The following is a 10,743-nucleotide window of genomic DNA, read 5'->3' on the forward strand; positions in this document are numbered from 1 at the left end:
GCTGTGGCTGGCTTGGGGTTTGAGTGGCACCAGCACTGTGTTTGATTGCCCCGGCTCCGCCGTGGCGCCGAGATCGCCGGGAAGCTGGTTTCTTCCCTCCCGATTTCGCCGGCCCGGGGGGCCGTCGAAATCGCTCAGTCCAGAAACCAGCGCGATCTCGGGTTGTGGTCCGGAAGGCGGAAGCAGTCTCGCGTGGTGGTCCAGAAACCGGCGCGGTCTCGGGGTGTGGTCCGGAAGGCGGAGCGGTCTCGGGTGGTGGTTCGGAAGCGGGTGCGGTCTCGGGGGTGGGGTTCGGGAAGCTGCGGCGCGTGGGTCAGGCGTCCGCGGGTTCCTTCGGAGGCAGCCAGGTCAGGCCGGGCATGCCCCACTTGTTTTTCTTCAGCATCTTCTTCGCGGCGCGCGCGTGGCGGCCGACTAGACGATCCAGGTAGATGAAGCCGTCTAGGTGATCGGTCTCATGCTGCAGGCAGCGCGCGAAGTAACCGGTGCCTTCGACCTCGATCGGATTTCCTTCGACGTCGAAGCCGGTGACCTTCGCCCACGAGGCGCGTCCGGTCGGGTACGACTCGCCGGGGGCGGACAGGCAGCCCTCCCAGTCGTCGTCCGGGTCCGGCATCGTCTCCGGGATCTCGGAGGTCTCGAGCTTCGGGTTGACCACCGCGCCGCGGTGCTCGGTGCCCTCGTCGTCCGGGCAGTCGTATACGAACACCCGCAGGGCGAGCCCGATCTGGTTGGCCGCGAGGCCCACGCCCTCGGCCGCGTACATGGTCTCGAACATGTCCTCGACGAGGGTGGCGAGCTTGTCGTCGAACTCGGTGATCTCGCGCGTGGGCTGGTGCAGCACGGGTTCGCCAGCGATGCAGATGGGGTGGACGGTCACGGACGCCGAGTTTAGTCGGACCCTTCTGGTACACCTGGATCGGACCGTGACGCGCCGTGTCGGATGCCCATGTCGAGCATGGGTTCCGTGGTTCAATGACGCCCGCGGAAGGACTGCCGACACCGATTGCGAGGACCGCATGGACGCCGCGGAGTCGATGGCTGAAAACCAGCCGTCGCCGCCGGAAAATGTCGGTGGCCTGACCGAGCGCGAACTGGACATTCTCGCGTTCGAGCGGCAGTGGTGGCGCCACGCCGGGGCGAAGGAGAACGCCATCCGGGAGCGCTTCGGGCTGTCCTCCACCCGTTACTACCAGTTGTTGAACACGCTGCTGGCCAAGCCGGAGGCCGTCGCGGCCGATCCGATGCTGGTCAAGCGGCTGCGCAAAACGCGCGCCGCCCGTCAGCGCAAACGCGGGGCCCGGCGGTTGGGGATCGAGCTGTCATGAGCGTCTTCTCGGGACTGTCCCGGCCGTTGAAGGCCGCGGGAGTCGCGCTGATCGGGATCGCGGTGGTCGCGGCCGTCATCGGCGGGGTCACCGTGCTCAACACGAGCGGCGACCAGAACGCCGGACCGAGCACGTCCGGCGAGCCCACCGCACCCGGCGGATCGTCGTCCGCCCCGGAGCCGTCGTCCTCGGCGGCGCCCAGCTCCGCACCGTCGCCGCCCGCGTCCTCTGCTCCGGCCTCGTCGTCCGCGGCGTCGTCGGCTCCGGCGTCGGGCCAGCCCGGACCCGGACAGCCCGGCGGACAGCCGGGGCAGCAGCCCGGGCAGCCGGGTCAGGCCGGTCCGGACCAGCAGGCGTCGAACAAGTGGGTCACCCTGCGCGTTTACAACAACTCGCTGGTCAAGCACCTCGCCGAACAGGCCGCCGCCGATTTCCGCGCTTCGGGGTGGAACGTCGCCGAGGTCGGCAACTACTCGCAGGGCAACATCCCGACGACCACGGCCTACTTCCGGCCGGGCACCGACGAGGAAGCCGCCGCGAAGCAACTGGCCAAGGAATTCGGCTTCCAGGCCCAGCCCCGGTTCGACGGCATCCAGAACTCGAGCCCCGGCGTGATAGTGATCATCACGAAGGACTATCAGCCCGGCGGACACAAGGGCAGCTGAGCTTCCCGACACCAATGACGGCCCGCGCTACGGCGCGGGCTTTGTCATGTCTGCGGTGCCGGTGGGGCGCGGGGTCGCTCGGCTGGTCCGCGTTCGGAGCGGCGAGTCGCGTGGCTTCGCTCCTGCGGAGGTCCGTGAGGGGAACCCTGAGGGAATCAGAGTCCCTCAGGGTGGCCCTCACGGACCTCCGCAGAGCGCGCCGCGCCCCTTCGGTTCGGCGCGGCGGGCGGCGGGAGACCTCGTGAGTGTTGATCACGGTTAGAACCGTGATCAACACTCACGAGCAGCTCAGCGCTCCTGCTGCGCCTGCGCGTAAGCCTCCAGCGTCGCCAGCTGCGCCGCGTCCAGCGAAGGCCGCACTGCCTCGCGAGCCTTGTCCAGATGCGCCGCGGTCACCTCGCGTGCCTCCAGCGACTCGCGCATCGCGGTCAGCGCCGCCTCCCGGATCAGCGCGGCGCAGTCGGCGGCCGAGTAGCCCTCCAGCGCCTCCGCGGTGGCCGCGAGGTCCACATCGGACGCCAGTGGGGTGTGCTTGGCCGTCGCGGCGAGGATCGCGGCGCGGGATTCGGCGTCCGGCGGCGGGACGTAGATTCGCCGCTCCAAGCGTCCGGGACGCAGCAAAGCCGGGTCGACCAGTTCGGGCCGGTTCGTCGCGCCCAGCACGACGACCTCGCGCATCGGCTCCACGCCGTCCAGTTCGGTGAGCAGCGCGGCGACCACGCGGTCGGCCACGCCGGAGTCGGACGACTGGCCGCGGCGCGGGGCGAGCGCGTCGATCTCGTCGAGGAAGATCAGCGAGGGGGCGGCGTCGGCGGCCCGGCGGAAGAGGTCGCGGACGGCGCGTTCCGATTCGCCGACCCATTTGTCCAGCAGTTCCGCGCCCTTGATCGCGAACACGTTGAGCGCGCCGGCTCCGGCGAGCGCCCGGACCAGGAACGTCTTGCCGCCACCGGGCGGCCCGTACAGCAGCACGCCGCGCGGCGGGTCGATGCCGAGCCGGGCGAACGAATCCGGGTAGCGCAGCGGCCACAGCACGGTTTCGGTGAGCGCTTCCTTGACCGACGTCATGTTGCCGACGTCGTCCAGCGTCAGGCCGCCGGTGGCCAGATTGTCCGAAGTGGACAGCGAGATCGGCCGGACGGTGGCCAGCGCGTCAAGCAAATCCTGCTGCGAGATCTTGGGTTCCTCGACGTCCCGCTGGCGCAACGCGGCCCGCAACGCCGCGTCGCGGCGCAGGGCGAGCAGATCGGCGGCGACGAAACCGGGAGTCCGTTCGGCGAGCACGCCCAGGTCGGCCCCGGATTCGACCGGGACGTCGCGGAGCAGGATCCGCAGCAGTTCGACGCGCGTTTTCGCTTCCGGCAGCGGCAGTCCCAGCTCGCGGTCGAGCAGGTCGGCACCACGCAGCCGCGGGTCCACTGACTCGGCTCGCGCGGTCGTCGCCACGACCGCCAGTCCGGCTTGACGCAGCGCGGCGCGCAGTTCTTCGAGCACCACAGTCGCCACCGGAGGCGGTTGCGTGGCCGGGAGCAGCGCGTCGATGTCGTTGATCAACAGCACGCCTGGACCGTCGCCGTCCGCGACTCGGTCGATGGCCTCGCGCAGCGAACGGTGTGCCGCATTCGGTTCCAGCACCGCGATATTCGGCGCGGTCACCGACACCACCCGCACCTTCTCCGCCGCGGCGACCGACCGCACCAGCGTCGCCTTGCCGACGCCTTCCGGCCCGGACAGCAGCACACCCAGATGCGCCGACGTGCCCAGCTTCGCCAGCAATTCCGGCCGGTGGAACGCCAGGTCGAACCATTCAGCCAGCTTGCGCGCCGCCCCCTCGGCCCCGACCAGGTCAGCGACCGGCACCGGCTCATCCAGCTCTTCCTCGCGAGCCTCGGTGACGACCTCTTCGACGATCTCCGCGTCGAGGTAGTCCTCGGCCGCGGTGACAGCAGTGGTGCGAACGAGCGCAGTCGCGGTGCGCATCGGCTGTTCGCCGGTCGGCGCTCCGGTACGGGCACCGTCGCGCCAGCTGACCACAGTGGACGGTCCAACGACGACCACGCCAGCCGGTTCGGTAGCCGTGACGGTCAGCAGCTCGTTGGTCCAAGTCGCCCCGATCACGCGGGACAACTGCCCGCGCACAGCGGCGACGTCGGAGCCCGGCGCGGGCGCGAGGTCTTGCGGCAACAGGGAAACCGCGTCGCCACGGGTGAGAACCTTGCCGGTGAGCGCGAGCCGCAACGTCTGCGGCGACACCGAAACGGACGCCAGCCGAGACCCGGACACGGTGACCGTGCGGGCAGCGGTGACCTCTGCCGGCGAGACCACGACCTCGCCGCCCTCGGCGACGCCAAGGTTCGACATGGTGACGTCGTCAGTCAACACGACACCCGGCATCGCTTCCTCAGCGGCGGGCGCGGCCAAGGCGGCACTGCGCCGTGCGCCGGTGAGGTGCACGGCGTCCCAGGCCCGCAGGCCGAGCGCGTCGAGCACTTCCGGGTGCAACCGGACAACGCCCCGCCGCGCGTCAAGCGCGGACGGCGTGTGCCGGACGGTCAGGGTGATCTGCGGATCGCTCACGCTGCTCACCCTAATGAACCGGCGGGCGGTTGTGCGCGAACGAAAGGCTCCTTAGAGCGTCGCTGACCAGTCGCGGATCGCGGCGACGAACTCCTCGGGCGCGTCGGACTCCACGTAAAGCCCTACGCCGTCAAGACTTACCGTCTGATGGTTCCGGAAGGACGCTTCCAGCCGCTCGCGTTCCCGGGGCCGGAAACCGATTTGAGCGTTGCCCCACACGATCAGTGTCGGCAGGTCGGGAAGGCCGGCCTCGACCTCGGCGAAGAAGGCCCGGCTGGCGAGGAGCCGGCCGGGGAGCACTCCGGAGGCCTGGCGTCGCTCGGGCGTGTCCATCGCACGGCGGTAGTGGACCATCTCGGCCGCGGTCACCTTCCGCTTCCGGTGGCCCATCGGGAGGAACGCCTTGACGACGAGGTTGAGCCGCCGCGCCAGGAAGCGCATCGGAGGTCCACCGGCGATGCGCCCGAACGCCTCGAAGTACGGATCGCCGTTGACCGGCCAGGCCCAGGCGTTGACGAGCACCAGCCGTTCGAAGACTCCCGGCCGACGTTGTGCGGCGGCCAAGCCGATCGGCCCGCCCCAATCTTGTCCGACCAGCGTGACCCCGCTGAGGCCGAGCGCGTCGACGAACCCGGTGACCACGTCGGCGTGTTCCTCGGGCAGGTAGCGATACCCGGGCTTGGCGGTCGACAGCCCGAAGCCCGGGTAGTCGAGGGCGACGCACCGGAAGTCTTCGCGCAGTGCGCGGATCGCGTCGCGCCAGAGGAACGACCAGGTCGGATTGCCGTGCAGGAGCAGCAGAATCGGGCCGGATCCCTCGTCGACGTAATGCACGGTGTGCCCGTCGATGTCGACGAAGCGGCTCTTGAACGGGAACAACTCGTCGTCGACCCAGTCGGGCCGTGCGCTTTCAGCCATGGCGCCCCCTATACTTGAGGTAGTCAAGCGTACTTGAGATTGTCAAGCAGAGGGACGTTATGCGCAGCTACGGCCAGTACTGCGGGCTCGCCCGGTCCCTCGAAATCGTCGGCGACCGGTGGAATTTGCTCATCGTCCGCCAGCTCCTGCTCGGCCCCGCGCGCTACCGGGACCTGATCGACGGACTCCCGGGCATCGCGACCAACCTGCTCGCCGACCGGCTCCGCGACCTGGAGACCGCGGGCGTACTCGAACGGCGGCTGGCAGGCAAGGGCAGCGCGGTCGAGTACGCCCTCACGCCGTGGGGCGCTGAGCTGCGCGAGCCGATCGAGAGCCTGATCCGCTGGTCCACCCCGCTGATGGTCCGCGGCCCGGAAGGCGACTCGTTCCGTCCCGAGTGGCTCGCGGTCGCCCTTCCCGCCCTGCTCGACGCCCGGGTCAAGATCCGAGCCGCAGCGACGGTCGCCCTCGATGTCGGCGGCCCGCCCTTCCAGCTCCACGCGACGCGCTCCGGCTTCGAGGTCGGCCCGCTGGACGGCCGTGAACTCGACGCCACCGTCCGCGCTGACCCGGCCTGCGTCCTCGGCCTTGCCGCGGGCGCTCTCGCGCTCGACGACGCCCGAGCGCTCGGGATGATCGAGATCGACGGTGACGAGTCCGTGGTCCGCGCTGTGTTCGCCGTCTGAGCTACTGCTTCGCCCAGCCGTCGAAGGAAAGGACGTCGGCCACTGGCCGTGCGACGGGGGAGAACTCTTGCTGGGTCGAATAGGCCACCGCGAGCAGGCCGATCTCCGCGGAGCTGGGCGTGGAGGCGATGTCGCTCTGCGACAACATGCGGAACAAGGGCGATCTGCCCGGTCGCGGAGGAGGCCAATCCACCGTCGGCGGGGACGTTGAAGGTGATCGACAGCATGCTCGGCACCCTGCTGGACGCTGAAACTACCGGCGCCGAATGCCGATCCGACGCCAGCTGCGCCGCCGCTGGGTGGGGCCGGACGTGGCCGAGCTGTGGTCCCGCTCTCGCAGGTTCCGGCTTCGCACCAGGTCCGAGTTCGTCCGCCGCACCGCGCGCATCGCGGCACCGGCGACTCGGCCCGAAGCCGGACGCAGCCGCAGCCGTCGGTGGCTGCGTGCGCGGCGAATCGCGCGACGTTCCCGCGGCGGCACTTCCCAGGCCTCCGGGTGCGCGGCGAGCCAGCGGTGCCGGTAGACCGAATACGGGATGTGCAGCAGGTACAGCACCAGCGCGACCACCAGCGCCGCCAGCGGGAACACGATGATCGCGGCGGCCAGCAGGCCGACGCCCACCAGCAGCGGGGCGATCGCCTTCGCCGGGGCCTTCACGGTCTTGAGCGACAGCGTCGGGATGCGGCTGATCAGCAGCGCGGCGACCGCGATGGTCCACACGAACACCACGTACTGCTCGGACCACCAGCCCTCGCCCCACTGCAGCGTGGCGATCAGCGGCAGCATCGCGACCAGGCCGCCGGCCGGCGCGGGCACGCCGACGAAGAACTCGGCGGCGTACGGCGGCTGGTCGGTGTCGTCGAGCAGGGTGTTGAAGCGGGCGAGCCGCAGGATCATGCAGACCGCGAAGATCAGCGACGCGACCCAGCCGATGCGGTCGCCGTGCGCCTGCCAGATGTAGAGCACCAGGGCGGGCGCGACGCCGAACGAGATGCCGTCCGACAGCGAGTCGAGTTCGGCGCCCATTTTGGACGTCGCGTCGAGCAGGCGGGCGATGCGGCCGTCGAGGCTGTCGAGAACGGCGGCGATGCCGATCGAGCCGATCGACATCGCGTAGTTGCCGGTGAGGGCGAACTGCACCGAGGAGAGACCGGCGCAGAGCGCGAGCACGGTGATCGCGTTCGGCAGCAGCCGGACGCCAGGGGTGGTCACGCGGACCATGGTCAGCTTTCTCCCAGCGCAGGAAGTTCGGCGAGCACGGTTTCGCCGCCGACGGTGCGCTGGCCCTTGGCCACCACGACCCGGCTGCCCGGCGGCAGGTAAGTGTCGACGCGCGAGCCGAAGCGGATGATGCCGTAGGTCTCGCCCGCGGACACCTTGTCGCCCTCGCGGACGTCGCACCGGATGCGGCGCGCGACCAGACCGGCGATCTGCACGACGACGAGCTCGTGGCCGTCGACCGTGTGCAGCACCAGCGAATTGCGCTCGTTGACCTCGCTCGCCTTGTCGAGGTCCGCGGAAAGGAATTTGCCCGGCTTGTACGCCGCCTTGGAGATCACGCCCGCCGCCGGCGTGCGCTGGACGTGCACGTCGTAGACCGACAGGAACACGCTCACCCGCATCCGCGGTTCGGCGGGCAGGCCGAGTTCGGCGGGCGGGACCGCTTCCTCGATGAGCGAGACGGTGCCGTCGGCGGCCGAAATCGCGACGTTGTCCCGCAGCGGGGGCACGCGCTTCGGCTCGCGGAAGAACGCCGTCATGCCCGCGGTGGCGAGCGCGCCGACCACGCCGAGGCGCTTGGAGAAGCGGCGCAGCACGAACGTCGCGGCCAGGCCGCCGAGGAGGAACGGCCGTCCTGCCGGGTGCATCGGCGGGAACGTCTCGCGGGCCAGCTGGACAGCGTGCGCGAGGGGGTTACCGGTGGGCTGGCCGCTCATGGGTCGAGTTCCCCGCTGTTCGTCTCGGTCGGTGTAAGGGTCCGATTTGGGCTTCCTCCACGCTACCGCCCGCCTGCGGCGGACCCGGCGGCCCCTGGTCGTAAGGGTTGCCCCGGCGCGGGTGGGCGCGACCACAAACCGGTAACGACGCGTCGAACAATCCGATAACACCGGGTAGTTGACGCCGCTCGGGACCGGTGCCCGAGCCGACCTGGCGAGGGAGACGATGGCGGTACCCGATCTGCTCGCGCGGCTGTTGCGCGACTGGCGCCGGGATGTCCTCTCGGTGCCCGTGCCCCAGCTCGTCGACCCTGTTCACGCTGCTCGGCTCGTGCGGGACGCGGCCCGGGTGCGTGCGTCCCCCGACGAAGCACGCACCCGGGCGCGGAACGGATCAGTTTAGCCCGCGACGGGGGTGTTCTGACGGATCGTCGGGAAACCGTTACCAACGGTCACGATCGCGGCGGCTCGCGGTCGCGGCGCTGACCAGCCGCAACACGAGCAGCAGCACGATCGCGCCCAGGATGGCGACGCCGAAGCTCGGGAAATCGAACTCGAAGTGTTGCTGCTCACCGGTCGCGAGCCGGTAGACGAAGCCGCCGAGCGCCGCCCCGACCACGCCGACCAGCACGCTGACGAGACAGCCCTGCCGCTGCCGTTCCCGGCCGCCGACCACGAGGTTCGCGATCCAGCCGACCAGCGCGCCGAAGACGATCCACAGGATGATGCCCATGCCGCGAGGATACCTGCGGGCTATTGCACAAGAGTTGTTGTACAACTACTCTTGTGCATCATGGAGGTCCGCGATTCCCAGGTGCTGGCCGCGATGTCGCATCCGCTGCGCCGCCGCCTGCTGGACATGCTGAAACTCGACGGCCCGGCCACCGCGTCGGTGCTCGCGGAGAAAACCGGGCAGGCGGTGGGCAATGTGAGCCACCACCTGAAGGTGCTTTCCGGGGCCGGGCTGGTGGTCGAAGCGCCGGAACTGGCCCGGGATCGGCGGGAGAGGTGGTGGCGGCGTCCTTCTGTCACGTTGTCCTGGTCCACTTCGGACTTTGCCGGGGATCCGGTGGCGGAGGTCGCGGAGACGGTGAGCCTCGATCGGCAGACGACGTTGTCCCGGGGCTGGCTTTCGGAAATGGAGACGGCTCCTGCGGAATGGCGCGACGCGTGGTTCTCTTCCGATGCGTGGATGCGGTTGACGCCGTCGGAGTTGAGGGATCTGAACGATCGGATGGCTGCGCTGTTCGAGGAATTCGGGGCTAAGGCGGCTTCGGATCCTTCGACGGATCGGGAGCCGGTGTTCGTGTTCGGGCGTGGTTTCAGAGCTGATCCGTGAGGAGTGCCGCGTTCCGTCTCTTGTGGACTGGGCAGACGGTCAGCACGGTCGGCAGCGCGGTGGCCAGTGCATCGGTTCCGTTGGTGGCGTTGCTGGTGCTGCACGCCTCGACGTTCGAAGTCGCTTCGCTGACCGCGGCGGCGTGGCTTCCTTGGCTCGCGGTGGGTTTGCCTGCCGGGGCTTGGGTTGACCGGTGGCCCAAACGCCGGGTGATGCTGGTCTGTGACGTGATCCAGATGGCGGCCTTCCTTGCCGTGCCTATTTCTTGGGCTTCTGGACGGCTTTCTGTCGGCGTGCTTTTGGCCGTTGCCTTGGTTGGCGGCTTCGCCAAGGTCTTCTTTTCTCTCGCTTATCGGGCTTTCCTCCCGTCCGTTGTGGACGATTCGGATTTGTTGGGAGCCAACGTCCGGCTCCAGGGCGCGGAATCCGCGGCTCAAGTGGGCGGCCCTGGTCTGGCCGGACTGCTGGCTTCGGCGTTCGGGCCGGTCAGCGGCGTGCTCGTGGATGCGTTGAGCTTCGGATTTTCCGCACTGTGCCTGGGTTTCCTGCGCGCGGACGAACCACCTCCGCGCCCGCGAACGCGCTTGCGCGCCGAAATCGCCGAGGGCATGCGGATCGTGGCCGGTGATTCGTACTTGCGGGTGTTGGTGCTGTCCGGCGGGATCGCGAACCTGGCCCTGAACGGCTTTTACGCGGTGTCGGTGGTTTTCCTGGTAGACGGGTTGGGGCGGGGCCCGGGTGTCGTCGGGATTGTGCTCGCGCTTGGCGAAGTCGGCGGAGTGCTCGGCGCGACCCTGGTGAGCCGGGTCGCCCGGAGGACCGGCACCGCGCGGGGTTTCCTGTGGTGCGAGGCGCTGGTAGTGCCAGCGATGCTGCTCGGCCCGCTTGCTCGACCGGGATGGGGTCTGACGCTGTTTGTCCTTGCCGGCGCCGGAATCGCGGCGGGTGTGGTGGGGTCGAACGTGCTGGGCGCGACGTTTCGGCAGCGATATTGCCCGCGCCACCTCTATGCCCGGATCAGCGCGAGTTCTTCGATGGTCAACTACGGCACCATCCCGCTGGGCGCTTTGCTGGGCGGAGCGCTCGGGCAAGCGGCGGGGGTGCGGGTGGCGATGTTTGCGATGGTGGGCATTCAGCTGGCTTCGCTGGGGGTGCTGCTGCTGGGACCGTTGCGGCGGGAACGGGACTTTCCCCAAGTCGCGCTTGCTGTGGACAACCCGGCCGAAGTGGGTGGGAGTGTCGGTGGGGGCGGATAGACTGGACAAGGGCCGTCCCCCGGGTAGGGCGGGGGC

General features: G+C 69.5%; 12 protein-coding genes. 5 read left to right on the forward strand and 7 right to left on the reverse strand.

What is annotated here, in order from left to right; all coding sequences use genetic code 11:
* Positions 1–313: 313 nt before the first annotated feature.
* Positions 314–880, reverse strand: coding sequence for a peptide deformylase (locus tag D0D37_RS10950; RefSeq protein ID WP_116200386.1), 567 nt, complete (start codon positions 878–880; stop codon positions 314–316).
* Between the two features lie 139 nt (positions 881–1,019).
* On the opposite strand from D0D37_RS10950, the gene D0D37_RS10955 reads away from it, so the two are divergent.
* A complete protein-coding gene (locus tag D0D37_RS10955) occupies positions 1,020–1,328 on the forward strand; it encodes a DUF3263 domain-containing protein (protein ID WP_037807914.1) in 309 nt (102 codons plus the stop codon).
* On the forward strand, positions 1,325–1,993 hold the full coding sequence (locus tag D0D37_RS10960) for a LytR C-terminal domain-containing protein (RefSeq protein WP_116200387.1): 669 nt from the start codon (positions 1,325–1,327) through the stop codon (positions 1,991–1,993). Before D0D37_RS10955 ends, D0D37_RS10960 begins: the two co-directional genes overlap by 4 nt.
* A gap of 288 nt (positions 1,994–2,281) precedes the next feature.
* Here D0D37_RS10960 and D0D37_RS10965 read toward each other — a convergent pair whose 3' ends face one another.
* Together D0D37_RS10965 and D0D37_RS10970 are read right to left on the reverse strand one after the other, a co-directional pair.
* Entirely contained in the window at positions 2,282–4,570 is a 2,289-nt protein-coding gene (locus D0D37_RS10965; protein ID WP_116200388.1) for an AAA family ATPase, read from the reverse strand.
* 51 nt (positions 4,571–4,621) lie between these two features.
* The gene (locus D0D37_RS10970) at positions 4,622–5,488 is read right to left on the reverse strand and encodes an alpha/beta fold hydrolase (protein ID WP_116200389.1); all 867 of its coding nucleotides are present in this window, start codon (positions 5,486–5,488) and stop codon (positions 4,622–4,624) included.
* Between the two features lie 59 nt (positions 5,489–5,547).
* On the opposite strand from D0D37_RS10970, the gene D0D37_RS10975 reads away from it, so the two are divergent.
* Positions 5,548–6,174 (forward strand): winged helix-turn-helix transcriptional regulator, encoded by a 627-nt coding sequence (locus tag D0D37_RS10975; protein ID WP_116200390.1) that lies wholly within the window; start codon positions 5,548–5,550, stop codon positions 6,172–6,174.
* A 1-nt stretch (position 6,175) separates the two neighbouring features.
* Here the strand turns inward: D0D37_RS10975 and D0D37_RS46505 are convergent, their stop codons facing one another.
* The 4 genes from D0D37_RS46505 to D0D37_RS11000 form a co-directional block, all read right to left on the reverse strand.
* Positions 6,176–6,322, reverse strand: a complete 147-nt coding sequence (locus D0D37_RS46505; RefSeq protein WP_162834153.1) for a hypothetical protein — start codon at positions 6,320–6,322, stop codon at positions 6,176–6,178.
* A 105-nt stretch (positions 6,323–6,427) separates the two neighbouring features.
* Positions 6,428–7,396, reverse strand: a complete 969-nt coding sequence (pssA, locus tag D0D37_RS10980; protein ID WP_116200391.1) for a CDP-diacylglycerol--serine O-phosphatidyltransferase — start codon at positions 7,394–7,396, stop codon at positions 6,428–6,430.
* Positions 7,397–7,398: 2 nt separating this feature from the next.
* A complete protein-coding gene (locus D0D37_RS10985) occupies positions 7,399–8,112 on the reverse strand; it encodes a phosphatidylserine decarboxylase (protein ID WP_116200392.1) in 714 nt (237 codons plus the stop codon).
* Between the two features lie 442 nt (positions 8,113–8,554).
* The gene (locus D0D37_RS11000) at positions 8,555–8,845 is read right to left on the reverse strand and encodes a GlsB/YeaQ/YmgE family stress response membrane protein (protein WP_116200394.1); all 291 of its coding nucleotides are present in this window, start codon (positions 8,843–8,845) and stop codon (positions 8,555–8,557) included.
* Between the two features lie 60 nt (positions 8,846–8,905).
* Between D0D37_RS11000 and D0D37_RS11005 the strand changes: the two genes are divergently transcribed.
* Positions 8,906–9,451: an ArsR/SmtB family transcription factor gene (locus tag D0D37_RS11005; protein WP_116200395.1), complete on the forward strand. Its 546-nt coding sequence runs from the start codon at positions 8,906–8,908 to the stop codon at positions 9,449–9,451.
* A complete protein-coding gene (locus D0D37_RS11010; RefSeq protein WP_116200396.1) occupies positions 9,448–10,707 on the forward strand; it encodes an MFS transporter in 1,260 nt (419 codons plus the stop codon). The genes D0D37_RS11005 and D0D37_RS11010 overlap by 4 nt, the downstream gene beginning before the upstream one ends.
* Positions 10,708–10,743: the final 36 nt, after the last annotated feature.

The organism is Amycolatopsis circi, from assembly GCF_003385235.1.
GTDB classification, from domain to species: domain Bacteria; phylum Actinomycetota; class Actinomycetes; order Mycobacteriales; family Pseudonocardiaceae; genus Amycolatopsis; species Amycolatopsis circi.

Excerpts from the sequence above, each read along its gene's own strand:
- pssA (WP_116200391.1), bottom strand. The coding sequence starts at position 7,396 with ATGGTCCGCGTGACCACCCCTGGCGTCCGGCTGCTGCCGAACGCGATC.
- D0D37_RS46505 (WP_162834153.1), bottom strand. The coding sequence starts at position 6,322 with ATGTTGTCGCAGAGCGACATCGCCTCCACGCCCAGCTCCGCGGAGATC.
- D0D37_RS10970 (WP_116200389.1), bottom strand. The coding sequence starts at position 5,488 with ATGGCTGAAAGCGCACGGCCCGACTGGGTCGACGACGAGTTGTTCCCG.
- D0D37_RS11000 (WP_116200394.1), bottom strand. The coding sequence starts at position 8,845 with ATGGGCATCATCCTGTGGATCGTCTTCGGCGCGCTGGTCGGCTGGATC.
- D0D37_RS10985 (WP_116200392.1), bottom strand. The coding sequence starts at position 8,112 with ATGAGCGGCCAGCCCACCGGTAACCCCCTCGCGCACGCTGTCCAGCTG.
- D0D37_RS10960 (WP_116200387.1), top strand. The coding sequence starts at position 1,325 with ATGAGCGTCTTCTCGGGACTGTCCCGGCCGTTGAAGGCCGCGGGAGTC.
- D0D37_RS10975 (WP_116200390.1), top strand. The coding sequence starts at position 5,548 with ATGCGCAGCTACGGCCAGTACTGCGGGCTCGCCCGGTCCCTCGAAATC.
- D0D37_RS11005 (WP_116200395.1), top strand. The coding sequence starts at position 8,906 with ATGGAGGTCCGCGATTCCCAGGTGCTGGCCGCGATGTCGCATCCGCTG.
- D0D37_RS10955 (WP_037807914.1), top strand. The coding sequence starts at position 1,020 with ATGGACGCCGCGGAGTCGATGGCTGAAAACCAGCCGTCGCCGCCGGAA.